The sequence below is a fragment of the Mesorhizobium loti CJ3sym genome (assembly GCF_000472785.1).
Lineage (GTDB): Bacteria > Pseudomonadota > Alphaproteobacteria > Rhizobiales > Rhizobiaceae > Mesorhizobium > Mesorhizobium loti_E.
In genome coordinates, this window is the sequence record NZ_AXAL01000022.1 from 115,437 (window position 1) to 138,809 (window position 23,373).

At 62.0% G+C, this 23,373-nt stretch carries 22 protein-coding genes; 16 read left to right on the forward strand and 6 right to left on the reverse strand.

All coding sequences use genetic code 11. The features are described from left to right. Nucleotides 1-132: 132 nt before the first annotated feature. Entirely contained in the window at nt 133-2,622 is a 2,490-nt protein-coding gene (locus A3A9_RS0126880; RefSeq protein ID WP_027061400.1) for a mechanosensitive ion channel family protein, read from the forward strand. 98 nt (nt 2,623-2,720) lie between these two features. Here A3A9_RS0126880 and A3A9_RS45880 read toward each other — a convergent pair whose 3' ends face one another. The 3 genes from A3A9_RS45880 to A3A9_RS0126890 form a co-directional block, all read right to left on the reverse strand. Further along, nucleotides 2,721-3,011, reverse strand: a complete 291-nt coding sequence (locus tag A3A9_RS45880) for a hypothetical protein (protein WP_245279126.1) — start codon at nt 3,009-3,011, stop codon at nt 2,721-2,723. Next, a complete protein-coding gene (locus tag A3A9_RS41350; protein WP_245279127.1) occupies nt 3,008-3,604 on the reverse strand; it encodes an NAD(P)H-binding protein in 597 nt (198 codons plus the stop codon). The genes A3A9_RS45880 and A3A9_RS41350 overlap by 4 nt, the downstream gene beginning before the upstream one ends. A 116-nt stretch (nt 3,605-3,720) precedes the next feature. Further along, nucleotides 3,721-4,548, reverse strand: coding sequence for an AraC family transcriptional regulator (locus A3A9_RS0126890; RefSeq protein WP_027061401.1), 828 nt, complete (start codon nt 4,546-4,548; stop codon nt 3,721-3,723). A 220-nt stretch (nt 4,549-4,768) separates the two neighbouring features. On the opposite strand from A3A9_RS0126890, the gene A3A9_RS0126895 reads away from it, so the two are divergent. The 11 genes from A3A9_RS0126895 to A3A9_RS0126945 all read left to right on the forward strand — a co-directional run bounded on the left by A3A9_RS0126895 (nt 4,769) and on the right by A3A9_RS0126945 (nt 17,247). Further along, entirely contained in the window at nt 4,769-5,032 is a 264-nt protein-coding gene (locus tag A3A9_RS0126895) for a hypothetical protein (RefSeq protein ID WP_027029501.1), read from the forward strand. A gap of 226 nt (nt 5,033-5,258) precedes the next feature. Then, the gene (locus tag A3A9_RS0126900; protein ID WP_027061402.1) at nt 5,259-6,692 is read left to right on the forward strand and encodes a UbiA family prenyltransferase; all 1,434 of its coding nucleotides are present in this window, start codon (nt 5,259-5,261) and stop codon (nt 6,690-6,692) included. A 2-nt stretch (nt 6,693-6,694) separates the two neighbouring features. Beyond that, a complete protein-coding gene (locus A3A9_RS0126905) occupies nt 6,695-8,044 on the forward strand; it encodes an FAD-binding oxidoreductase (RefSeq protein ID WP_027061403.1) in 1,350 nt (449 codons plus the stop codon). A gap of 142 nt (nt 8,045-8,186) precedes the next feature. Then, a complete protein-coding gene (locus tag A3A9_RS0126910; protein ID WP_027061404.1) occupies nt 8,187-8,621 on the forward strand; it encodes an EamA family transporter in 435 nt (144 codons plus the stop codon). After that, nucleotides 8,618-9,625, forward strand: a complete 1,008-nt coding sequence (locus tag A3A9_RS0126915; RefSeq protein WP_027061405.1) for an NAD-dependent epimerase/dehydratase family protein — start codon at nt 8,618-8,620, stop codon at nt 9,623-9,625. The genes A3A9_RS0126910 and A3A9_RS0126915 overlap by 4 nt, the downstream gene beginning before the upstream one ends. Before the next feature lie 103 nt (nt 9,626-9,728). Further along, nucleotides 9,729-11,159, forward strand: a complete 1,431-nt coding sequence (locus tag A3A9_RS0126920; protein ID WP_245279128.1) for an aspartate aminotransferase family protein — start codon at nt 9,729-9,731, stop codon at nt 11,157-11,159. Between the two features lie 21 nt (nt 11,160-11,180). Continuing rightward, nucleotides 11,181-12,413: a glycosyltransferase 87 family protein gene (locus A3A9_RS0126925; RefSeq protein ID WP_027061407.1), complete on the forward strand. Its 1,233-nt coding sequence runs from the start codon at nt 11,181-11,183 to the stop codon at nt 12,411-12,413. Continuing rightward, nucleotides 12,410-13,168, forward strand: coding sequence for an FkbM family methyltransferase (locus tag A3A9_RS0126930; RefSeq protein WP_027061408.1), 759 nt, complete (start codon nt 12,410-12,412; stop codon nt 13,166-13,168). Before A3A9_RS0126925 ends, A3A9_RS0126930 begins: the two co-directional genes overlap by 4 nt. 155 nt (nt 13,169-13,323) lie before the next feature. Next, on the forward strand, nt 13,324-15,885 hold the full coding sequence (locus A3A9_RS0126935; protein ID WP_027061409.1) for a GcvT family protein: 2,562 nt from the start codon (nt 13,324-13,326) through the stop codon (nt 15,883-15,885). Nucleotides 15,886-15,978: 93 nt separating this feature from the next. Next, on the forward strand, nt 15,979-16,818 hold the full coding sequence (locus tag A3A9_RS0126940) for a DUF1194 domain-containing protein (RefSeq protein WP_027061410.1): 840 nt from the start codon (nt 15,979-15,981) through the stop codon (nt 16,816-16,818). Between the two features lie 87 nt (nt 16,819-16,905). Further along, nucleotides 16,906-17,247, forward strand: a complete 342-nt coding sequence (locus A3A9_RS0126945; RefSeq protein ID WP_027061411.1) for a peptidase inhibitor family I36 protein — start codon at nt 16,906-16,908, stop codon at nt 17,245-17,247. A gap of 21 nt (nt 17,248-17,268) precedes the next feature. On the opposite strand, the gene A3A9_RS0126950 is transcribed toward A3A9_RS0126945, so the two are convergent. Beyond that, nucleotides 17,269-18,111 carry a hypothetical protein gene (locus A3A9_RS0126950; RefSeq protein WP_027061412.1) on the reverse strand — a complete coding sequence of 281 codons (843 nt, stop codon included), beginning with the start codon at nt 18,109-18,111 and terminating at the stop codon, nt 17,269-17,271. Between the two features lie 90 nt (nt 18,112-18,201). Between A3A9_RS0126950 and A3A9_RS0126955 the strand changes: the two genes are divergently transcribed. From A3A9_RS0126955 to A3A9_RS0126975, 4 genes are all read left to right on the forward strand, one after another. Further along, complete coding sequence (locus A3A9_RS0126955) at nt 18,202-18,996, forward strand: class I SAM-dependent methyltransferase (RefSeq protein WP_027061413.1); 795 nt, start codon at nt 18,202-18,204, stop codon at nt 18,994-18,996. Nucleotides 18,997-19,101: 105 nt separating this feature from the next. Then, complete coding sequence (locus tag A3A9_RS0126960; RefSeq protein ID WP_027061414.1) at nt 19,102-20,052, forward strand: ABC transporter substrate-binding protein; 951 nt, start codon at nt 19,102-19,104, stop codon at nt 20,050-20,052. A gap of 90 nt (nt 20,053-20,142) precedes the next feature. Continuing rightward, nucleotides 20,143-20,916 (forward strand): ABC transporter permease, encoded by a 774-nt coding sequence (locus A3A9_RS0126970; RefSeq protein ID WP_027061415.1) that lies wholly within the window; start codon nt 20,143-20,145, stop codon nt 20,914-20,916. Then, nucleotides 20,913-21,710 (forward strand): ABC transporter ATP-binding protein, encoded by a 798-nt coding sequence (locus A3A9_RS0126975; protein WP_027061416.1) that lies wholly within the window; start codon nt 20,913-20,915, stop codon nt 21,708-21,710. Before A3A9_RS0126970 ends, A3A9_RS0126975 begins: the two co-directional genes overlap by 4 nt. 25 nt (nt 21,711-21,735) lie before the next feature. Here A3A9_RS0126975 and A3A9_RS0126980 read toward each other — a convergent pair whose 3' ends face one another. Both A3A9_RS0126980 and A3A9_RS0126985 read right to left on the reverse strand, forming a co-directional pair. Then, nucleotides 21,736-22,749: a GlxA family transcriptional regulator gene (locus tag A3A9_RS0126980; RefSeq protein WP_430515897.1), complete on the reverse strand. Its 1,014-nt coding sequence runs from the start codon at nt 22,747-22,749 to the stop codon at nt 21,736-21,738. Between the two features lie 343 nt (nt 22,750-23,092). Then, nucleotides 23,093-23,373: IS481 family transposase (locus A3A9_RS0126985; RefSeq protein WP_027060141.1), on the reverse strand; the 281-nt coding region annotated here is incomplete at its 5' end.

Here is a 23,373-nt window from a genome sequence, read left to right on the forward strand (position 1 = left end):
CCTTTCGACTGGCCGACGCCCACGATCGCATGGGACAGCGATCGGATGCTACGGCTTGCCCCATGATATGGCCGTCTTTATCAAGGACAGGCTCTTTGACTGCCTTTGCCGCTCGTGAGTCGCCGATACGTCATGCTTTTTCGATTGCTTCGCCTCATTCTTGTTATCGCGCTAGTCGTGTCGGCCCCGTTGTCGTTCGAAGCGGCCGCGCAAGGCGTCGGCCAGGCGCCCGCCGGACTGGTCGCCGACCAGCAGAAGATCATCCAGGCCCTGACGACCAAGACCGACAATTTTGACAAACAGGTCCAGCAGAATGCCGATGACGACAGCAGCCTGGTCGATGTCCGCCTGCAACTCGAGGAACTGTCACGGCAATCGCTGACCAGCGCGCTGGCCTTCCGCACACGCCTTGGCGAGATCAACAGCCGGCTTGAGCAGATCGGGCCGGCACCAGCGGCCGGCCAGTCGCCGGAGCCCGACATCGTCAGCGGCGAGCGTGAGGCGCTGACATCGGAAAAAGCTGAGATCAACGCGGTCATCTCACAGGCGCAGGCCTTGTCGATCCGTATCAACGGGCTGATCGACAAGATCGGCAAGATGCGCAGCGATTTGTTCCGTAACTTTCTGACCAAACGCTACGTGCTGTCCGACGCACTCAGTCCGCAGGTGTTTTCCGACGCCAGGGACGAATTCGGCAATTTCTACAAGGCGGTCTCGTCCTGGCTGAGCTTCGCCATCAAGTTCAAGTTCCAGGCCATTCTGGCGGCAACCTTCGTTGCGCTCGGGCTGGCGCTGGTGTTGCTGGTCGGCGGCAGAAGGCTGTTCGGAAGGGTTTTCGAAGCCGAGGCCAAAAATGAAGATCCATCCTATCTCAGTCGCCTGTCCGTGGCCTTCTGGTCGACATTGCTGCCGACACTGGCGGTTGGCGCCTTTCTTGTCTCGACCATCTTCTTTTTCAACTATTACAACGTGTTGCGCGGTGACATTGGCCTCTTCCTGAACGCGCTGGCAACTGTCATCGGCGTCGTGTTCTGCGTCAACCGGCTGATCAATGCGGCACTATCGCCACGGCTGCCGAACTGGCGCCTTATCCCGGTCGAGACCGGGCCGGCGCGCTGGCTGGTGCGCCTGGCCACCGCCATGGCCGTGGTCATCAGCGTCAACACCTTCCTGTCGGTCATCAACGACAAGATGGGCTCGCCGCTGTCGCTGACTATCGCCCGCAGTTTTGTCGCCACCATCGTCGTCGGCATCATCCTGATCCTGATGGCGATGCTGAGGCCATTCAAGGCGCGCGACGGAAGCTGGCGGCCGTGGCCGGCATGGCTGCGCTATCTGTCGCTGGCACTTGGCCTGTTCACCATCGTCGCCGCCTTGCTCGGCTATATCGGCCTTGCGCTGTTCGTGTCGCTGCAGGTCGTTGTCACCGGCACCGCGCTCATTACCGCCTATATCGGCTTCCTGTCGGCGCGGGCGATCGGCGAGGAGGGGGCTTTCGCCGACACCTCGATCGGGCGCTGGCTGTCGGCCAATTCCAGCTACGAGGATACGGCACTCGACCAGCTCGGCCTTGTCGTCAGCGTCGCCATCAACGTGATGATCGTGCTGGTTTTCCTGCCCCTGATCCTGCTGATGTGGGGGTTTCAGCCCGGTGACATCGAGGCCTGGGCCTACAAGCTGGCAACCGGGATCAATATCGGTTCGGTGACGATCTCGGTCACTGGTATCCTGTCCGGCATCGTCGTCTTCATCATCGGCTATTTCCTGACGCGCTGGTTCCAGGGCTGGCTCGACGGCTCTGTCATGGCGCGCGGCAAGGTCGACACTGGCGTGCGCAACTCGATCCGGCTGGCGGTCGGCTATGCTGGCGTAGCGTTGGCGGGGCTGGTTGGCATATCGGCCGCCGGCATTGACCTTTCCAGCCTTGCACTGGTCGCCGGTGCGCTTTCCCTCGGTATCGGTTTTGGCCTGCAGAATGTCGTGTCCAATTTCGTCTCTGGCCTGATCCTTCTGGCCGAGCGGCCATTCAAGGTCGGCGACTGGATCGTGGCCGGCGACGTCAGCGGCACGGTCAAGAAGATCAGCGTGCGCGCCACCGAGATCGAGACCTTCCAGCGGCAGTCGGTGATCCTGCCCAATTCGAACCTGATCAACAACGCCGTCGGCAACTGGACGCACCGCAACAAGCTCGGCCGTGTCGAGATCAAGGTCGGCGTCGCCTATGGCAGCGACGTCAAGCAGGTGCATGGCATCCTGCTGGAAATCGCGCGCAGCCATCCGCTGGTGCTGAAGAATCCCGAGCCCTTCGTTCTGTTTTCCAATTTCGGTGCGGCTGCGCTGGAATTCGAAATCCGCGTGTTCCTGGCCGATATCATGAACGGCAGCGCCGTACAGAACGACATTCGTTTTGCCGTGCTGGAAAAATTCAACGGCGAGCACATCGAGATCCCCTCGACGCCGCGCGCCGTGGTCGAGGTGTCCAAGCCCAAGGCCTGGCCGACCGACGATGACAAGATCGAGGCCGATTTCGTCGAACAGGAGCAAGCGAAGGCAGATGCCGTGGCCGAGGCGAAGAAACTCGCCAAATCAGGACGCAAGGTGCGCAAACCCGATCCCGACTAGAGCAGTTCACCTTTTCACGGAAACGGTGAACTGCTCTAACTGTTTGTTTTGACGCAATTCCGGGCGGAAAACCGTTTCAGACTTTTCCTGGAATTGCTCTAGACCTTTTCGCGGTTCTCGATCAGCGCGGTCAGCACCGCGCGCAGATCGGTCTTGCCGCGCCTGATCTCGCCGACGCCTTGTTCCGCATCGATGCGGCCGGCATTGTGAGCGTCGAACATCGTCGCCACCAGTTCGGCGTAACTCGCGCTGATGCCGCCGCCGGTGAGCGCGGGGACCCAGTCCTGCCTCGGCAGTTCGCGGGCTGATATCTCGCGGCCGGCGATATCCCCAAGCGTTCGCGCCACGTCGGTTGCGCTGTAACGATCAGGCCCTTCGGCATGGATCACGCGCAGCGCATCGCCATTGCCCGAAAGCAGGAGATCGGCCGCATCAGGCCGACATCGCCGGCCGACACGGTCGGGAAGGATTTGGAGACGGGATGATGCAGGCTCGGCAGTATGCCGGTCTCGATCGCCCGGCCAACCAGGCGGTTCCAGTTCTGCATGTGCTCGGCGGAGCGCAGCACCGTCAAAGCCGCCGGGATCGTCTTCAATTGCGATTCCAGATGGTGGAAGGTGAGCGTGATGCCGGTGCCGGCGGCAAGCTGCGCGCCATAGCCCGAGATCGCCAGAATGCTTTGTGGCCTGACTTGATCGAGCGCATCGACGACGGAGCGGATGGTGGCCTCCATCTCAGCCGAAGCATCGTCGGCGCGGGCGCCGGTCGGGCAAATGACCTGTACGGCAGTCGCGCCCCTTGTTGCCCGCGTCAGAGATGGCGTGTCGCGCAGGTCTGCAACATCTACCTCGCAGCCGAGCTCACGGAATTCTTCGGCGTGCGACGAATTTCGTACCACGGCTCTGACCGGAACATCACCTTTACGCAGCGCACCAATGGTGGCTCGTCCGATCTTTCCAGCAGCGCCCAAGACAACAAACATATCCGTATCCTTCAGTCTGACCGATGAATGCTAGGAGTGCCGGATCGGTGTGCTCAGGTCGCTCACATATGGACGGCGGAGCGCAAGAACGGATGATCAAGTTGGGGTTCGACGCGTTATCGCTGCATGCGGACAAGTGCGGCAGGCGTGACGCCGAGGATGCGCTTCATGCTTTGCGCCATATGGCTCTGATGCGCGAAGCCTGCCTCCAACGCGATCTGGCTGAGCGGCATTTTCCCTTGATGCAACAAGGTCTTGGCCCGCTCAACGCGGCGATGGATGACATATTGGTGGGGCGGGAGACCGAAGGTGCGGCGAAACAACACTTTCAGGTGTGAAACGCTTGTGGCGGCCACCTGCGCCAACTCATCCAGCGAAAGATCCTGGTCGAGATTGGCTTCGATGAAATCGGCCAGCCGTCGCTTCTGGCTAAAGGAAAGCGTTTGCCTGGCTGGAACGTCCGGCTTTGACGCAGCACCCTGGATGATCCGCACCGCCAGCGCCTTTGCCAGGCTTTCGAAATACAGCCGGTCGGATGGCACGTCCGGGCTCAGCCCGGTCGCCAGCGCATGGGCGATGTGTTCGATCCTCGGATCGCGGCGCTGGAACTGCGGATTGACGACGACCCGGTCCGGATCGATGTCGAGGTCCTCGGCGGCACGCCGAACGAGAGCCGGACTGACCCACAGCCGCAGGATGGTGCAGTCCGCGTCATCTTGCCAGTCGCCGTCGAGCCCGGCGGGCACGATATCGATGTCGCCGTCGGACTGGACCCGCCGATGATGTTTTCCATCGCAATGGCACGACGCGTTGACCGGTGCTCCAACATGGATGCCGAGCCGATGGTTGATCGATGCCGGCACATAATGGGTCAGCCCGGCGGTAATCCTTCGCGACTCAACCCCAACGCCGATCGTTTCCAGCCAGTTGTCGTGCATGGTCATTCTTCGCGTTTGCCGTCTACGGCATCATATCGTGCCGTTCGGCGAAATTAACAGAGGCCAAGGAGTGCGCCCACGGACGCCACCGGAGAACCCAAAGCCAATTGCGGCATGAATGCGGCATTCAGTTGCGGTTCAGCTTCCATCTCATATAAGCTCCCATGCAAAGGCGAAAATGCCTTGCGAAATGCAACAGAGGCGGTGGGAACACCGATATTGCAAAATGTGGAAGTCTCTCGTCGCTGCCGTGGCCTTGCTTGCCGTGAGCGGTTCGGCCCATGCCGCCAGCGCGGTCAACAAGGATGCCGAGACCCGCACGCTGGTCGTGACGGAGGGCGGCAGCAAGACCGAGCTTGCGCTGGCCGGCGGTGAAACCGTCGAGTTCTGCCAGAATGGCTGCTTCGTCACCTTGCCCAACGGTGACCTCGAAGCCCTGACCGGTTCGGAAATCGTCGAAATTTCCGGCGGCGTCGCCCGCATCAAGTAATCTCGACGGCATGATTGCAAAGGCCGGGCATTTGCTCGGCCTTTTATCGTTTCCGGTAGCGGTTGCTTAACAATGACGCCGGAAATACCACCGCGGCAGCCGCCCACAACCGGGCGTTTTAACGTTCGCTACGCCATCCCCCGCTATACCAGTGTGAAGACGCCGAAACGCGGCGCGCAACGGGATTCCGGATTTCCGGATCACACGCTGACAGGGCAGGACGGGCATGGACGCGCGGTCGGACAGGAACGCAATACCGCTTGCGGTCGATCTAGACGGTACTCTGATCGCAACCGACCTTTTGTGGGAAGGATTGTTCCTCCTCCTCAAGAAGAACCCGCTCTACATTTTCCTGGTGCCATTCTGGGTGGCTGGCGGGCCGGCGCGGCTGAAGCAGGCGATCGCGCAGCGCATCGACATCGACCCTGCGACGCTGCCCTATCGCGCGCCGTTGCTCGACCGGCTCCGTACTGAACACGCCGAAGGCCGCAAGATCGTGCTGGCGACGGGTACGCCGCGCAAGTTCGCCGACGCCATATCAGCCCATCTCGGCATTTTTGACCGGGTGCTGGCAACCGACGGCCTCGACAATCTCACCTCGGGCAAGAAGCGTGCTTCGCTGGTCGCGGCCTATGGCGATGGCGGCTTCGACTATGCCGGCAACAGCCGCCATGACCTTCAGGTCTTCGATGCCGCGCGCAACGCGATTGTCGTTGCGCCCGACCGTCATGCCGCGCGCTGGCAAGCGGCGCATGGCGCCGAAACGATGCCGGCGCCGAAGCCGACCTTGCGGACGATCGTCAAGATGCTGCGCGTGCACCAGTGGCTGAAGAACTCGCTGATCGCCGTGCCGATGGTGCTGTCGCACGAATATTTCAATTCGAACATGATCTGGGAATGCCTGCTGGCGTTCATCTCGTTCAGCGCGGTTGCGTCGGCGATCTACATCCTCAACGATTTCTTCGACCTCGCGCTCGATCGCAAACACACCACCAAGCGCAACAGGGCGTTTGCCAGCGGCGCGCTGTCGATCCCGTTCGGCCTTGGCGCGATTGTGGTGCTGCTGGCGATCGGTGTCTGCACCGCGCTCTTTCTCTCGCCCGAATTCCTGGCTGTGCTCGGCGGCTACATGGTCGTCACAACGGCCTATTCGCTGTCGTTCAAACGCATGCTGCTGGTCGACGTGCTGACGCTTGCCGGCCTTTACACGATCCGTGTGATCGCCGGTGCGGCCGCAACCGGCGTCGCCGTCTCGTTCTGGCTGCTCGCCTTCTCGATCTTTTTCTTCCTGTCGCTGGCGCTGGTGAAGCGCTTTGTCGAACTGCGCACCACCGCCATTCCGCCCGGCGAACGCATTGCCGGCCGCGGCTATCGCACGGAGGACCAGGAGATCGTCGCCCAGGCCGGCATGGCGTCCGCCTTCTCGTCGGCGCTGGTGCTGGCGCTCTACATGGACAGTGTCGCGGTGCGCGAACTCTATCCACATCCCTGGCTGATCTGGCCGCTGCCGCCGATCGTGCTCTACCTCACCATACGCGTCTGGATTCTGGCGCGCCGCGACGAGATGAATGACGACCCGGTCGTCTTCATCATCCGCGACTGGCGCAGCCAGATCGTGGTGCTGATCGGCGCCGTGCTGCTGGTCATCGGGGGCTGGTAGGCATGGCGGGACGGTTCCAGAGCTTTGGCCGTGCCACGCCGCCAGCGCCACGTGCGATCCACGCGGACGATGCCATTGCGCTGCTGAAGGGCGGCCAGGCAAAGGAAGCGTCGCTGCTGGCCTATGGCAACGGGCGTTCCTACGGCGATTCCTGCCAGAACCAGGCCGGCGCGGTCGTGAATATGCGAACCCTGAACCATATCCGCGCCTTCAACGCCGAGTCCGGTGTGCTCGAAGCGGATGCCGGCGTGCTGTTGTCCGATATCATCGCGCATGCAGCACCTTACGGCTTCTTTCCGGCGGTGGTTCCGGGCACGCAATTCGTCACGCTTGGCGGCGCCATCGCCAACGATGTGCACGGCAAGAACCACCATCGGCGTGGCACGTTCGGCTGCCATGTGGAAAGCTTTACGCTGCTGCGCTCCGATGGAAAAACCTATCGCTGCTCGGCATCAGACAATCCACGCCTGTTTGCGGCTACCATCGGCGGCATGGGGTTGACCGGTCTGATCCTGTCGGCCTCGATCCGGCTGATGCGGGTGCATTCGCTCGACATCGTCGAGAAGACGACGCCGTTTCGCGACCTCGGCGAATTCTTCGAGCTGGCCGAAACGGCCGACGAGGCCAATGAATATGCCGTCGCCTGGATCGACCAACTCGCCGGCGGCCGCAACAGCGGGCGCGGACTGCTGTTCACTGGCAACCACGCCGAGCATGGCTCGCATGCGGCGACGCGCGCCGGCGGCAGTCTCGGGGTTCCGTTCCAGCCGCCGTTCAATGTGCTCAACCGGCCGTTCCTGACCGCTTTCAATGCAGCCTACCGGTGGAAGAAAGGCCGTGGGACCGTGCCGCGTCACACCGGCTACCTCGGTTTTTTCTTTCCACTCGACGGTGTGCGTGACTGGAGCCGGCTTTATGGCCCCAATGGGCTCTTCCAACACCAGAGCGTGGTGCCGGAAGAGGTTGCGCGCATCGCTGTGCCCGAGTTGCTCGCGGCGGCCCGCCGGGCCGGGCAAGGCTCCTTCCTCACCGTGCTGAAACGCTTCGGTTCGATCCGCTCGCCGGCGCTGCTGTCGTTCCCGCGGCCGGGCTATACGCTGACGCTGGATTTTCCCCACAGGGGAGCAGCGACGCTTGCCCTGCTTGGCGAGCTCGACCGCATCACCATCGCGGCCGGCGGGGCGGTCAACCCTTACAAGGATGCGCGCATGAGTGCTGCAACCTTCGCCGCCTCCTTTGCGGACTGGCCGCGGCTGGAGGCGCTGCGCGATCCTGCCTTCATGTCTGATTTCTGGGCACGCACGGCTGGCCGCATCGACCTGCTGCGGCGCGGCGCCGAGGCAGCGGAGTAGATAAGATTGGGCGAATAGATAAAATTGGAATGAATCGTGGTTATAGAATGATTAATCGTAAGGTTTACTCAAAACATTCTTGTGAGTTCACGAAATCTTTTCAGGTTTGTATTACTCGATGTCACGGGGTTGGTGAGCAGGCATGAAATATATCGTCTTCATTCTCTTTACGGTCATGACCAATGCCGCTGCGCAGCTGATGCTCAAGCAAGGCATGATGTCGCTTGGCCCGATCTCGTTCGAGGGCGTCAATCCGCTCCTCAAGCTGCTGCAGATCGTCTTCAGCCCCTGGGTGTTCCTTGGGCTCTGCACCTTCGTGATTTCCATGGCCTCGCACCTCTATGTGCTGTCGAAGGTCGAGCTCTCCTTTGCCTATCCGTTCCTCAGCCTCGCTTATGTCGCTGTCGCCATCTTCGCCTATTTCGTTTTTCGCGAGGACCTCAATGGCTGGCGCATCGCCGGCATCGCCTTCATCTGCGTTGGCACGATACTCATCGCGCAGAGCGGGCGTGTGCATGACGAACAGACGGCTTCCCTTTCGCCCGACAAGATCCCTGCAAACGAGACCGTTCGATGAGACATGTGATTTTCGGCGGTGACGGCTTCGTCGGCCGTCATCTTGCCCCGAAGCTCGTGGCCGATGGCGAAGACATCGTCGTCGCCGACATAGTCAAGAGCGACCTGCCGCACTATCGAAACGTCCGCTTTATCAAGTGCGACGTCACCAATCCGGCGTCGGTCGCCGCCGTCGGGCTCAAGGCCGACGACATGGTCTACAATCTGTCGGCCAAAATGCTGTCGCCGATCCAGGTTCGGGCCAAGCGGCACGACTTCTTCTTCCCGGTCAATTTCCATGGCACCGAGCACATCATGCAGGCCATGGACAAGGCCGGCGCGCCAAGGCTCGTCCATTACACGACCGACATGATCTACGGTCACACGGTCACCCAGCCGATGACCGAGGAGCATCCGGTCGCACCGCTCGGCGAGTATGGCTGGTCAAAGCAGAAGACCGAGGAACTCGCCGCGCAATGGCGCAAGCGCGGCATGTCAATCTCGCTGTTTCGGCCGCGCCTGATCATCGGGCCGGGCCGGCTCGGCATCCTCGAGAAACTGTTCAAGTTGATCGACTGGAACCTTCCGGTGCCGATGATCGGTTCGGGCCGCAACCCCTATCAGTTCATTTCTGTTTTCGATTGTGCGGAAGCTGCCCGCGCCGCCTGGAAAGCCGGCGTGCCCAACGAAGCCTATAATCTCGGCTCGCTCAATCCGCCGCCGGTGAAGAAATTGCTCGGCGATTTGATCCGGCATGCCGGCTCGAAATCGCTGCTGATCCCGACACCCGGATGGGCTGTCAAGCGCACGCTCGACCTGCTCGATCTCATGAACATGCCGATCATGGATCCGGAACAGTATCTGATCGCCGACGAGGAGTGTGTGCTCGACGTGTCCAAGGCCGAGCGTCAGCTCGGCTGGGTGCCGCAATATCGCGACGAGGACATGCTGATCGCCGCCTACAGTGAATACCGCGCCAAGAAGGCCGGGCATGCCGTCGCCACCAAACATGTGCCTGCCGAATAGTGGGCCTGCCAAACAGTTTTAAGGCGCACGACGTTGGTCGTAAGCGCGGACAGGAGATTGAATGACCGTCATGGCCAAGCCCGAACAGACGAATGCACGCACCATGGTCAGCGCGCCGGCGCTGTCGCCCGTCACCATTGCCAAGCCCGATCTGATCAGCGTCGAGCAGGCCAAGGCGATGGACGTCGCGCGCATGACCGATCTGTTCAAGGCGCATCTCAATCCCGGCCAGCTTCATTTCATGAAGCTGCTCGGCTTCCACAAGATCAAGATCGAGCGCGCCGAAGGCATGTTCTACATCGACCAGAGCGGCCGCAAGATACTCGATTTCTTCGGTGGTTTCGGCTCGCTGGCCTTCGGCCACAACCATCCGCGCATCCTCGAAGCGCGCAAGAAGTTCCAGGAGGAGAAGCGCCAGGAAATCGCCATCGCCTTCATGTCGCAATATGCGGCAGCGCTTGCGCACAACATCGCCAAGTGCTCGCCTGGCGACCTCGACATGGTTTTTTTGGGTTCGTCCGGCTCGGAGGCGATGGAAGCGGCGGTGAAGCTTGCCGAACGCGCCGCCGGTCCGAAGCGGCCGAAGATCGTCTATGCCGAGAATTCCTTCCACGGCAAGACCAAAGGCGTGCTCGGCATCACCGACGGCCAACTCTACCGCGCCGACTTCAAGATGGCCGACAATACGGTGCGCATTCCCTTCGGCGACATTGAGGCGGTCGAGCGCCTGTTCCGATCCGATCCGGAGGTCGGCGTCATCGTGCTCGAAACCATCCAGGGTGGTGGCGGCATTATCCAGGCCCCGGCACAATACTGGCAGAAGCTGCGGGCGCTCTGCGACCAGTATGGCGTGCTGTGGGTCGCCGACGAAGTGCAGTGCGGCTATGGCCGCTCAGGCCGTTTCTATGCGTTCGAGCATTACGGCGTCGTTCCCGACGTGACGGCGCTGGCCAAGTCGCTCGGCGCTGGCAAGGCGGCTGTCGGCGCGATGATCGCGCGACGCAAAGTCTACATGAAGGCCTATGGCACGCCGAAAACGGCGATGATCCATGCCATGGCAACCTTCGGCGGCATGGGCGAGGCCTGCGTCACCGCGATAGAGGGGATCAACGTGCTCTATGACGAGGGGCTGATCGACAACGCCGCCGTCACCGGCGACTATTTGCTGCAGCGCCTGCAAGCGCTCAAGGACAAATATCCGAAAATCATCAAGGATGTGCGCGGCAAAGGCTTCATGATCGGCCTCGAGTTCCACGACTTCTCGCAGACCTTGCCGATGGTGCTGCGCCCGATCGTCAGCGTGCTCGACGACAAGCTGAAGGGCTCGCTGTCGGGTTTCGTCGGCGCGCTGTTGCTGCGCGACTACGACGTGCTCGTCGCCTTCACCGAATACAACCGCAACGTCATCCGGCTCGAGCCGCCGCTGATCTGCCAGCGCGAGCATGTCGACCGCTTCGTCGATGCCTTCGACAGCCTGCTGTCGCGCGGCATCGTGTCGATCGTCAAGGATTTCGTCAAAAGCCAGGTCCGTTAAAGCGAAGTCGTTGAGCACAAAATGCTGACCAAGTCTCCCGCTGCGAAAAACCCGCTCGACCGGCTCACCGAGGCCGGCCTGGCGTGGGGCGAGGGGACCTATACGCGGCTGGCCGCACCGATCGGTGCGGCGGCCTTCGCGCTCTACATCCTGTTGACCGCGTTCACGGCCTGGGTGATGCCTGATGCCAACTGGGACATGCTGCCCTATCTCGCAATAGCGGAGGAAGGCACCTATCCCGACGCGCAGGCGCTGCATGATTATGCCTACAGCACCGTCAAATCAGGCGTGTCGGCCGGTGACTACAAGACGCTGATCGACGATGGCGGCGGCTTCCGCAGCCACATGACTGAGAATGCCGCCGACTTCCATTCGCTGCTCGGCATGTACCGAATCAAGTTCCTCTATACCGAGATCCTGTCGACGTTGAGCGCGGTGATGCCGCCGGTCGAGGCGATGCGGCTGGTGCAGGTGTTTTCGGTACTGCTGTTCGGCGCGATCGCGCTGCTATGGCTGCGCTGGGAGCGAGCGCTAGCGCTGGCGCCGGTGATCGGCGCGGTGCTGATCATGGCCGATTTCGGCGATGCGGCGCGTGCCTCTACGCCGGATCTGCTGACGTCGGCGCTGCTGCTCGGCGGGCTCTACGCCTATATCAGGGGCCGCGAGGTGGCGACGGCGATCCTGCTCTTCCTCGCCTTCATGGTGCGGCCGGACAATATTGTTTTCCTTGCGATTTTCGCGGTGCTGCTCATGGTATTCCGGCAGAAGGCCTGGGGTGTGCTGGCCGGCTTTGCTGCGTCCTTCGTCGCCTATTCCGCTATCTCGCACTGGGCTCATCATCCTGGCTGGTGGCCACATCTGTGGTTTTCCAGCATCGAGCAGCACTACAATATGGACGGGTTCGAGCCGGCGTTCTCGGTCACCGCCTATCTCAAGGCGTTTGCGACCTCGCTGCTGCGTGCCGTCAGCCTGAACAGCTGGGTCGGCGTCTCGGCGCTGGCGCTGGCCGGCTGGTTTGCGGCTGGCCGTGCCGGTTTCCGTCTCGACCGCCGGGCCGGCATATTGTTCGCCGCACTGGTGCTCGGCGCCCTGGCGAAGTTCACGGTCTTCCCGATCCACGACACGCGCATTTATTTCCCGCATTTGATCCCGCTCTTCCTGCTGCTGGCGACGCCCTTCATGGCGCTGTGGGCAACAATGGCGCGCGGTCAGCATCGCGCCGCCTTTCAAATCATTCCCGGAGACAAGCCATGAGTTCGCTATCCAGCCTGGCGCGCATCGCCTTGTCGCTTGGTCTTCCCTCAGGCCTGCTCGATCGCGGGCCGTCGCTGCGCGGCACGAAATTCCTGGCCAAGGCGGCGCTGAAAGCGCGCTTCGGTGGATCAGGGCAGCCGTTCCAGATGGTCAATGTCGGCGCTTGCGACGGCGCGCTGTTCGACGACGTTACGCCATGGCTGCATACGATCCCCGGTGCCCGCGCCATGCTGGTCGAGCCGATCCCGTACAATCAGAAGCGGCTGCGCGCCAACTATCCCGACACGGACCGCTTCATCATCGAGCCGGTGGCGGTCACTAAGACCAAGGGCACGATCACCGTCCACACTTTCGACGCCGCGGCACTCGAGGCCGGCACGCTGCCGATCGAATTCATCGGCTGCTCCTCGGTCACCGACACCAACCTGATGTCGGGCAAGAATGCCTGGGGCGAGGCCGACGCCAACTTCAACAAATTCGCGCCGCATCTGAAGGACATCGAAGTGCCGTCGGAAACACTACAGACGCTGCTCGACCGCAACGGCATCAGCCATATAGATGCCTTCCTTGTCGATTGCGAAGGCGCCGACTGGATCGTCTTCGAGCAGCTTGATCTGAAGCGGTACCGTCCGGGCATGATCAAGGTCGAGGTAGGCGCGCTGCCGGCCCCGGAGATCGGCCAGGTCGTGGTCAAGCTGAAGACAGCGGGCTATCAGGTAGGCCTCCAGGCGGAGGATGTCTGGGCCTTCGCCTGAGACTCTTCCAGCTAAATCGGCATCAGCCAAGGCCAGGGATGTAAAGCATTCTGCCCTGTGGTCGCTCGGCTTTTTACCAATGTCGCAAACAGGCTTCATCAGGCCTGCCGCTCCGCCCTATAGTCCGCCCGCAAAACGCTTTGGAGTCGCGGGCAATGGCAGAGTTTCCGAAAAAGGCGAAGGTCGTCATCATTGGCCTCGGCGGTATTGTCGGCGCATCGATCGCCCATCATCTGATCGAACGCGGATGGGATGACATCGTCGGCATCGACAAGTCGGGCATCCCGACCGACATCGGCTCGACCGCGCACGCTTCCGACTTCTGCTACACGACCAGCCATGATTTCCTGTCCTGCTGGACGACGCTCTATTCCATCGATTTCTACGAGAAGATGGGCCACTACGCCCGCATCGGCGGCCTCGAAGTCGCACGTGTCGGCGACGACGGCCGCATGGATGAGATCAAGCGCAAGATCGCCTCGGCAAAGGCTTTTGGAACACGCGCGCGTCTGATCGAACCGGCCGAGATCAAGGAAAAGTTCCCGCTCATCGAACAGGACATGGTGCAGGGCGGCCTGTGGGATCCGGATGCAGGCCTGGTCATCCCGCGCTCGCAGACCGTTGCCGGCAAGCTGGTCGACCAGGCGGAAGCTTCAGGCAAGCTGAAGCCCTTTGCCAACACGTCGGCCAGGTCGCTCGTCGTCAAGGACGGCCGGATCACTGGTGTCGTGACCGATCGCGGCACGATCGAGGCCGACTATGTCATCGTCTGCGCCGGCATCTGGGGCCGGCTGATCGCAGAAATGGTCGGCGAAGATCTGCCAGTCATGCCGATCGACCATCCGCTGACCTTCTTCGGCCCCTACAACGAGTTCGCCGGCACCGGCAAGGAGATCGGCTGGCCGCTGCTGCGCGACCAGGGCAATTCGGCCTATATGCGCGATACCGGCGACCCCAAGACCGCCGAAGGCGGGCAGATCGAATGGGGTTATTACGAAGAAAACAACCCGCGCCTTTGCCATCCGCGCGACCTCTTGGAAAAGCATGAGGCGCGGCTGTCGCCCTCGCAGCGCGACCTCGACATGGAGCAGATCCTGGCGCCGCTCGAGCGCGCCATGGAACTGACGCCGATCCTGGGCGAGCTCGGCTACAACGAAAGCCATTCCTTCAACGGCCTCTTGCAGGTGACCGCCGATGGCGGTCCATCGATGGGCGAGAGCCAGAAGGTGCGGGGGCTCTGGTATGCCGTCGCCATCTGGGTCAAGGACGGCCCGGGCATGGGCAAGCTGATCGCCGACTGGATGACGGACGGGCGCACCGCGATCGATCATCACGCCATCGACTATGCGCGCTTCTATCCGCACCAGACCAAGGAGCAGTTCATCTGGGATCGCTGCACCGAGACGGCGATGAAGGTCTATAATCCCGCGGTGCATCCCCGCGAGCCGTTCTCCAAGGGCCGCAACATCAGGCGCTCGCCGTTCTGGGAGCGCGAGAAGGAACTTGGCGGCTACTTCATGGAACTGGGCGGCTGGGAGCGCGCGCATGGCTACGCCGCCAACGAGCACCTTTTGGAGAAGTACGGCAACCGGGTTCCCGTCCGTGAGAACGAATGGGACAACCGCCATTTCTGGCGCGTCTCCAATGCCGAGCACCTAGCGATGAGCGAGGATTGCGGCATCGTCAACCTGTCGCATTTCTCGATGTATGATATCGAGGGACCTGACCATGTCGCGCTGCTGGAATGGCTGTGCGCGGCCAAGGTCGGCGGCGACAACAACATCGGCAAGGGCATCTACACCCACTTCCTCGACGAGGAGGGCATGGTGCGCGCCGACTTTACCGTCATCCGCATGGCTGATCGCTGCCGCTTGATCGACGGCGCCGACGCCGGCCCGCGCGACTTCCGCTACATGCAGCGCACCGCGCAGGACAAAGGTTTCGATGTCACCATCACCGATGTGACCGAGAAATACGTGACCATCGGCATCTGGGGCCCAAATGCTCGCACGACCTTGCAGAAGGTGGTCGAAAATCCGGACAGCCTGTCGCTTGAGAACTTCCCGTTCGCGGCGATCAAGCCGGTCAGGATCGGCGGCAAGGACGTCACCGCTTTCCGCATCTCCTATGTCGGCGAACAGGGCTGGGAACTGCATATGCGCTATGAGGACGGGCTCGCCGTCTGGGATGCGCTGCGCTCGACCGGCGTGATGCCGTTCGGCGTCGAGACCTATGCCAACACGCGCCGCATGGAAAAGAGCCTGCGGCTGCAGAACGCTGACCTTTTGACCGAGTACAATCTACTGGAAGCCGATCTGGCGCGTCCGAAGGTCAAGGAGAATGATTTCTGCGGCAAGGCAAAGCATACGGAATACCGTGCCCGCGAGCACCAGCCGGCGACGTTGTGCACGCTGGTGATGACCGAAAACACCGATTCCAAGGGTGTGGCGCGTTATCCCGTTGGCATCATGCCGGTGCTGGATCCGGCCACCGGCGAGACGCTGGTCGACGAACTCGGCCGCCGATCCTTCACCACCTCGGTCGCCTATGGCCCGACCATCGGCAAGAACATCGCGCTTGCCTATCTGCCGCACTCCTATGCGCAGGAAGGCCGCAAGCTCAATGTCGAGTATTTCGGCGAGACCTATCCGGTCGAAGTCGCCGGCGTCGGCTACAAGCCGCTCTACGACCCGGAGAACCTCAAACCGCGCAGCTGATCGCCCGGTGGCGCAACGGACTGATCGCAAAAGCCTGGCTTCGAGCCGGGCTTTTGTCTTTTTAACCGGGCGGTTTTCGCTTACCCTTGCGTCATGTCTGCTTTCCCGTGTGCAAGACATCTCCTTTCCGGCTGTGCCGCGCTGGTGCTGATGCTTTGGCTGGCGCCGGGATCCCGCGCGGACGAGCCGGTCGATGTCGAGCTGGTGCTGGCGGTCGACGTTTCGCTGTCGATGTCGGCGGACGAGCTCGAGATCCAGCGCCACGGCTACGCGGCAGCACTGACGCATGACAATGTGCTGCAGGCGATCGCCGATGGCGCCTATGGCAAGATCGCCGTCACTTATGTCGAATGGGCCGGCACCACTTGGCAGAAGGTCATCGTGCCGTGGACGGTGATTGCCAGCCGGGCCGATGCGGAAAAAGTGGTGGCGCAGCTCGATGCCCATCCTCCCGACAGCGCGCGGCGCACGTCGATCTCCGGGGCGATGGAGTTCGGTGCCGATCTGTTCGCCGAAAGCGGCTACCAGGGGACCAAGCGCGTCATCGATATTTCAGGCGACGGCCCCAACAATCAGGGCCCGCCGGTCAATTTCACCCGCGATAGCGTGGTCAGGCAAGGCATCATCATCAACGGCCTGCCGCTGATGACCCGAGGCGGGTTTTCGGGCGTCTACGACGTCAACAATCTCGACCGCTACTACAGCGATTGCGTCATCGGCGGCCCCGGAGCCTTCATGATCCCGGTCAACGACTGGACGCAATTTCCCGAAGCCATACGCCGCAAGCTGGTGCTGGAGCTCGCCGGACCGGCGTCGCCGCAATGGGCGGCGGAGGAGGCGGATCATCCACCAGTGGTGCTGGCTCAGGACAAGCCCGCCAGCGACTGTCAGATCGGCGAGAAGATGTGGCGCAACCGCAGTGGGAGCCGCTAGCGCTTCTTCGGACCGGAGCATTGGCAAATTGGCTGGATCGCGCTATCCAGCCGATGGGGGCCGCGGTCCAAACCGAGGAAACATCAGATGAAACGCCTTGCCATCCTGACGGCTGTCGCGTCCGTGCTTTTTGCCGACGGCGCCAGCGCCCAATACAACGACCAGCCCGCCTGCGTCATGTTCGAGCACGTGAATTTTCGCGGGCGGTCGATCGAGATGCAGGCCGACGATTCGGTCAGTTTTCGCGGCGGCCAGTTCTGGAATGACCGCGTGTCGTCGGTCTTCGTTCGCCGCGGCTGCAGCCTCGTTGCCTATGAGGATACGCGAATGGGCGGCCGTTCGATCGAAATCAGGCGCAGGGCCCGTGAGCTCGGAGGCGACTGGAACGACCGCATCTCATCCGCCGAGTGCGTCTGCGACGGATACTAGTCCCTGGCAGGCCGGGGCTATTCACCCCAGCCGGATCATTTTTTCGAAGCCGCTGGCCATGCCTGCGGGCGACGCGACTTCGCCCGCCGATCTGGGGACCCTTCCCGGCGTCTTGTTGGCGTCCATCAGGTAGGATTTGCCGTCGTGAACCGCAAAATCGAACTTGCCATAGTCAAACCCCAACGCCTCGCGGCGACGGCGCAGGTCTTCAGGGACGGCACAAGGCTCGCTGCGGAACACGCCGGGGCCTTTGACCATGGAACCGCGTGAAACAAAACGGCCGCAGAAATCATAGCCGCCACAAAAGACCCAAAAGCGCAGGGCGAAGCCATCTTCCACGACTTCGGGCAGGAACCGTTCGACAAGGAAGTCCGGATCCGCGAAGAAATCCGCAGGCACATCCGACGCCCGGTCGAACAGCTGGTAGTCCCTCATGGCTCTTGCGGCGGGAAAGGGCGCCGGCTTGCCTGCGCGCCGGGCCCGGCGATTAAGACGCTCTTCCGGCACGCCTCCGCTGTTCAGGACAGGTTTGACGATGACCGGTCCCGTCCAGCCGTCACCAGGCACGACCCTTGCCTGACTGATCCGTCCCTTCGAGATATCGGACACAGCAAGATTGAGGCATAGCGGAAAGCTGCGTCCATATTCGACATAGGCTGGGTCGATGTACGTGGCGTCGACGTGAAGGACCGCGACATCTCCCTTTATCCTGTTCGATGGTCCCTGCGCGACCGTCCACGAGTGGCCGCGCATGCGCAGGTTTTCGAGAATGGAGTGGATCATATAGCCGCTGTCGGATCGCCGAAAAAACTTTCGCTCGATCAGTCGATCGTACTCGTGCGTGATCACCACGATGTGCGCCATTCGGCCCCCGGCCATCTTTCACTTCATCAAGTGATAATATACTGGAATCCGCCGGGGCAAGTGCGTGGCACGACGAAGGGGCGAGGGGGCATGTCCGACCTGTGGGCCAATCTGTTTCGTACATGGGATCTCATAAAAGCGCCTCTGCGGCCGCCCGCCGATGTCGTGGAGGTGTTGAAGCGCCTGATCGATACGGACAGCGCCGAGATGGCCCTGCTCGGCGTCACGCCGGAATTGGCAAGGCTCGGCAAGTCGCTGGTGGCGATAGACGCCAACCCGCATATGATCGGCGCGTTGTGGATCGGCGATAGCGCGACCCGCAAGGCGGTTCTGGGAAACTGGCTCGATCTTCCATTGCCGGACAAGAGCATCGACGCAATTGTCGGCGATGGATGCCTTTCGGCCGTGACGAGCGAGGCTCAGCGGCTTCGGTGCCTGGAGGAGATGGCCAGGGTGCTGAGACCGGGCGGTCGCGCGTGCATCAGGCTTTTTGCGCGCCCGGCCAAGACCGAGCCGCTCGATGCGATAAGGGCCGATGCGCTGGGCGGCAGGATCAAGGCACTCGCCGAGATCGTCCTACGGACCGCTTTGTCGCTTCCTGCCGCAGCGCCTGACTATGGGTTGAAGATGTCCACCGTTCTGGACGCCATCAACGAGATGTTCTGTGACCGGAAGGAATTGATGGCGGCAGGCGGATGGGCGCCGGATGCCTTCGCCTTCATCGACCTCTATCAGGGGTCCGATACGATATGCTGCTGGCTGAACGAGGCGATCCACGTGGCGGAGGCTGCACGTTACTTCGCCGATGTCCGTCTCGTGCCAAGCGGTACTTACCCGGTCGCCGATCGCTGTCCGATCCTTCTGCTTGGCTCGCCGCACCGATAGCGAAAGTCTCGCACGGGTTCTTGGAATGAAACACGTTCCTGTTGATTGACAAGCCGATTGGCGTCTGTGAACAATTTCCCCAGAGAAAACAAAAGGGGAACTCACATGAACAGGATCACCGTCTTCGCCACAACTTTAGCGCTTGCCGCCGGTCTGTCCGCGCCGGTGATGGCCGCCACATCGGTCACCATCGGCATCAGCGGCTGGACCGGCTTCGCGCCGCTGACGCTTGCCAAGCAGGCAGGCCTCTTCGAGAAGCATGGGCTCGACGTGACCTTGAAGAAGGTGCCGCAGGCCAGCCGTCCTCTGGCCATCGCCAGCGGCGACCTGCAATGCGCCGCCACCACGGTCGAAACCTGGCTGGTGTGGAACGCCAGCGGCGTCACCACCAAGCAGATCTTCCAACTCGACAAATCTTATGGCGCCGATGGCATCGTGGCGCGCAACGACATCAAGACCGTAGCCGATCTCAAGGGCAAGAATGTCGCGTCCTCGGCACCGGGCACGTCGCCATACTTCATGCTGGCCTGGGTGCTGAACAAGGCCGGCATGTCGACGAAGGATGTGACCGTCGTCAACCTTGAGCCGGACGCGGCGGCGCAGGCCTTCCTTGCCGGGCAGAACGATGCAGCGGTCACCTATGAACCATTCATTTCGGCGGTGCGCGACAAGTCCGATCAGGGGCACATCCTGGCGACCACGCTCGACTACCCGATGGTGCTCGACACGGTCGGCTGCACGCCTGAATTCCTCAAGGCCAACCCCGATGCGGCCAAGGCACTGGCCGACAGCTATTTCGAGGCGCTTGAGCTGATCAAGAGCGACCCGCAAAAATCCTATGAGATCATGGGCGCCGACGTGAAGCAGTCGGCCAAGGAATTCGAGGATTCTGCCAAGTACCTGAAATGGGCTGACAAGGCCGATAACAAGCAGTTCTTCACCAAGGAATTCCAGGATTTCTCCAAGACCGCCGGCGATCTGCTGCTGCAGATGGGGCTGATCAAGGAAGCGCCCGATGTCACCACGCTGGCCGACACCAGCGCTGTGGCGAACTGATAGCCTCACCTTTGCCCATCAGGCGGCGGCGCCTGGCGCCGCCGCCTTCTCCTGGACGAATGACAATTTGAAGATGGGGACGATGTGAAGATGCGGCCCTTGCATCCAGTCTCGCCGGGCCTGCGAACCGTGCTCGGCATTTCGTTTTTCGTGCTGTTCATTGCGTTCTGGGCCTGGATCACGCTTGGCGGCCATGTCAACCGCATCTTCCTCGCTGATCCGCTGTCGATGCTGCGGGACGGCTGGCGGCTGCTGGTCGAGGACCGTTTCTGGCTCGACATACTCATAACCATCTGGCGCGTCTTCGGCGGCTTTGTGCTGGCCTCCGTCGTCGCCGTGCCGATCGGCATCGCGATGGGCGCCTGGAAGCCGGTGGAGGCGTTCCTGGAGCCCTTCGTCTCCTTCGCCCGCTATCTGCCGGCCTCGGCCTTCATTCCGCTGCTTATCCTGTGGGCCGGCATCGGCGAGCTGGAAAAGCTGCTGGTCATCTTCGTCGGCTCGGTGTTCCAGATCATCCTGATCGTCGCCGTCAAGGTCGGCTCCACGCGACGCGATCTGGTCGAGGCGGCCTACACGCTGGGCTCCACCAACAATGGCATCGTTCGCCGGGTGATCATGCCGGCCAATGCGCCGGAGATCGCCGAGACGCTGCGCCTCGTGCTCGGCTGGGCCTGGACCTATGTCATCGTCGCCGAGCTGATCGGTTCGTCCTCGGGCATCGGCTACATGATCATCAACAGCCAGTCGCGGCTGGCGACCGGACAGATCATCTTCGGCATCATCGTCATCGGCCTGATCGGGCTGTTGTCCGACTTCGCCTTCAAGGCGTTCAACCGCTGGCTCTTTCCGTGGAGCCTGGCATGAGCAAGCTTCTCATCGAAGGCGTGTCGCGCACTTTTGCCGGCGTGCGCGGCGGACAGCCGGTCAAGGCACTGATGCCGGTCGACCTGGCGGTCGCCGCCAATGATTTCATCACCATCCTGGGGCCGTCAGGCTGCGGAAAGTCGACGCTGCTCAGGATCGTTGCCGGCCTCGAGGCGCCGAGCGAAGGCCGCGTGCTGCTCGACGGCAAGGCGGTGACGCGGCCGGGGCCGGATCGCGGCATGGTCTTCCAGTCCTACACGCTGTTCCCGTGGCTGACAGTGGCCGAGAATATCGCCTTCGGCCTGCGCGAACGCGGCATGGCGCAAAAAGAGCGGGACGGGATCGTTGCCTCCTATGTCGACCTCGTTGGGCTGAAGGGGTTCGAGAACCATTGGCCAAAGCAGCTGTCCGGCGGCATGCAGCAGCGCACGGCGATTGCTCGCGCGCTCGCCAACGATCCCGAGATCCTGTTGCTGGACGAGCCGTTCGGAGCGCTCGACAACCAGACCCGAGGGCTGATGCAGGAACTGCTGCTCGGCATCTGGGAACGGCGCAAGAAGACAGTGCTGTTCGTCACCCACGACATCGAGGAGGCGATCTTCATGGCCTCGCGCGTCATCGTGATGACGGCGCGGCCGGGCCGTATCAAGTCGGATGTCGCCATCGACCTGCCGCATCCGCGCCATTACACGCTGAAGACCAGTCCGGAATTCTCAGGCCTGAAGGCGCGGCTGACCGAGGATATCCGCGTCGAGGCGATGCGCACGACGCAAGTGCAGCCGGCCGAGGCTTGATCCGGGATTAAGGTTTGATCCTGGATCAGGCCGCCAGAAGCTGCTTGCGGTCGACACGCTCCTGTTGCGGCGAACGGGCATAGAGCTCGCGGTAGCATTTCGAGAAGTGCGAGGCCGAGACGAAGCCGCAAGCGACCGCCACCTCGACCACCGGCATCGATGACTGGATCAGCAGGTGCCTGGCGCGATCGAGCCGGATTTCCAGATAGTAGCGGGCGGGCGACCGGCCCATCTCGGTGCGGAACAGCCGCTCGATCTGGCGGCGCGACAGGTCGACATGGTCGGCGATCTCGATCAGCGACAGCGGCTCGGACAGATTGCCTTCCATCAGCTCGATGATGGTCAGCACTTTCGAGTTCTGCACGCCGAGCCGGGCGCGCAGCGGCAGGCGCTGGCGGTCGGTCGGGCTGCGCACGCGGTCGGTCAGCACCTGTTCGCAGACGCGGTTGACAAGGTTGTCGTCGAAATCGTCACCGATCAGCTTCAGCATCATGTCGAGTGCGGCGGTGCCGCCGGCGCAGGTGTAGATGTTCTGGTCGATCTCGAACAAGTCGGCAAAGACATTGGCCTTCGGGAACGCCTCGGAAAAGCCGGGCAGGTTTTCCCAGTGGATGGCGCAGCGCTTGTTGGACAGGAGCCCGGCGGCGGCCAGGATATGGGCGCCGGTGCAGAGGCCACCGACGGCAACGCCGCGATTATACTCCTCGCGCAGCCAGGCGAAGGCCGACTTGTTCTGATAGCGTTCGACATTAATGCCGCTGCAGACGATGGCCATATTGGGTCGATCGGGGCCTGCCATCTTCTTGCGTTCTTCTTCGAGCGAGGTGTTGACCGCGCATTCGACACCGTTGGAGGCGCGCACCGGCTTGCCGTCGATGCTGGCGAGGCGCCACCGGTAGGCCTCGTAACCGAGCATGCGGTTGGCGGAGCGCAGCGGGTCGAGCGCGGTCGCAAAAGCGATCATGGTGAAATCGGGAACAAGGAAGAACACAAACGACCGCTTGATCGGATGCTTGACGGCGTTCAAAGGGAACCTCATCTGGCCATGACGCGAACAGGATGTCGCGAATAGCATAGCGACATCAGGAAAAACCTTGCCTGTCAATCGGCTACGCCGTCTGGACGAGATTAAATTTGCGACATGGGTCGCAAATGGGCAATAGGCGTGCAGCGATGCCGGGAAAGCGGCAGTAACTGTTCAAGGCGCGGGCAAAGTGCGCAAAACAAACAAAAACGCCGCTTGGCTGGAGCCAGGCGGCGTTGCAGTTTTAAAGCAGCGGCAGGGATGCGCTGCCCGGAAAAAGGTCAGGCGACGAAGCCGAGGCGCGCCGCAGCCATCGCGCCGGTCTGGCCAGGCATGGTGTTGGCAAGGCGTTGACGCTCTAGATGTGGAGCCTCAACAGGTTGTCCTCGGTCCAGCCGAGGCGGCTGATTGGTGTTAGTGACTTTAGGCTGCCGTGCGGACGATGCCAATTGTATCTGTGAAGCCAGACTGGAAGCTCGGCTGCACGGCTATCTGAGGTCGGATAGGCGACGGCATAAGCCCACTCCCGCAGGGCGGTCTGAATGAAGCGTTCGGCCTTGCCGTTGGTTTTTGGCGTATATGGCTTTGTGCGCACGTGCTTGAGCCCGAGCTTGCGGCAGGCTCTGGCGAAGGCCTTCG

What these genes read in the sequence shown, in the direction of transcription:
- A3A9_RS0126880 (WP_027061400.1), top strand. Translation starts at nt 133, where the DNA reads ATGCTTTTTCGATTGCTTCGCCTCATTCTTGTTATCGCGCTAGTCGTG.
- A3A9_RS41350 (WP_245279127.1), bottom strand. Translation starts at nt 3,604, where the DNA reads ATGTTTGTTGTCTTGGGCGCTGCTGGAAAGATCGGACGAGCCACCATT.
- A3A9_RS0126890 (WP_027061401.1), bottom strand. Translation starts at nt 4,548, where the DNA reads ATGACCATGCACGACAACTGGCTGGAAACGATCGGCGTTGGGGTTGAG.
- A3A9_RS0126895 (WP_027029501.1), top strand. Translation starts at nt 4,769, where the DNA reads ATGTGGAAGTCTCTCGTCGCTGCCGTGGCCTTGCTTGCCGTGAGCGGT.
- A3A9_RS0126900 (WP_027061402.1), top strand. Translation starts at nt 5,259, where the DNA reads ATGGACGCGCGGTCGGACAGGAACGCAATACCGCTTGCGGTCGATCTA.
- A3A9_RS0126905 (WP_027061403.1), top strand. Translation starts at nt 6,695, where the DNA reads ATGGCGGGACGGTTCCAGAGCTTTGGCCGTGCCACGCCGCCAGCGCCA.
- A3A9_RS0126910 (WP_027061404.1), top strand. Translation starts at nt 8,187, where the DNA reads ATGAAATATATCGTCTTCATTCTCTTTACGGTCATGACCAATGCCGCT.
- A3A9_RS0126915 (WP_027061405.1), top strand. Translation starts at nt 8,618, where the DNA reads ATGAGACATGTGATTTTCGGCGGTGACGGCTTCGTCGGCCGTCATCTT.
- A3A9_RS0126920 (WP_245279128.1), top strand. Translation starts at nt 9,729, where the DNA reads ATGGTCAGCGCGCCGGCGCTGTCGCCCGTCACCATTGCCAAGCCCGAT.
- A3A9_RS0126925 (WP_027061407.1), top strand. Translation starts at nt 11,181, where the DNA reads ATGCTGACCAAGTCTCCCGCTGCGAAAAACCCGCTCGACCGGCTCACC.
- A3A9_RS0126930 (WP_027061408.1), top strand. Translation starts at nt 12,410, where the DNA reads ATGAGTTCGCTATCCAGCCTGGCGCGCATCGCCTTGTCGCTTGGTCTT.
- A3A9_RS0126935 (WP_027061409.1), top strand. Translation starts at nt 13,324, where the DNA reads ATGGCAGAGTTTCCGAAAAAGGCGAAGGTCGTCATCATTGGCCTCGGC.
- A3A9_RS0126940 (WP_027061410.1), top strand. Translation starts at nt 15,979, where the DNA reads ATGTCTGCTTTCCCGTGTGCAAGACATCTCCTTTCCGGCTGTGCCGCG.
- A3A9_RS0126945 (WP_027061411.1), top strand. Translation starts at nt 16,906, where the DNA reads ATGAAACGCCTTGCCATCCTGACGGCTGTCGCGTCCGTGCTTTTTGCC.
- A3A9_RS0126950 (WP_027061412.1), bottom strand. Translation starts at nt 18,111, where the DNA reads ATGGCGCACATCGTGGTGATCACGCACGAGTACGATCGACTGATCGAG.
- A3A9_RS0126955 (WP_027061413.1), top strand. Translation starts at nt 18,202, where the DNA reads ATGTCCGACCTGTGGGCCAATCTGTTTCGTACATGGGATCTCATAAAA.
- A3A9_RS0126960 (WP_027061414.1), top strand. Translation starts at nt 19,102, where the DNA reads ATGAACAGGATCACCGTCTTCGCCACAACTTTAGCGCTTGCCGCCGGT.
- A3A9_RS0126970 (WP_027061415.1), top strand. Translation starts at nt 20,143, where the DNA reads ATGCGGCCCTTGCATCCAGTCTCGCCGGGCCTGCGAACCGTGCTCGGC.
- A3A9_RS0126975 (WP_027061416.1), top strand. Translation starts at nt 20,913, where the DNA reads ATGAGCAAGCTTCTCATCGAAGGCGTGTCGCGCACTTTTGCCGGCGTG.
- A3A9_RS0126980 (WP_430515897.1), bottom strand. Translation starts at nt 22,749, where the DNA reads ATGAGGTTCCCTTTGAACGCCGTCAAGCATCCGATCAAGCGGTCGTTT.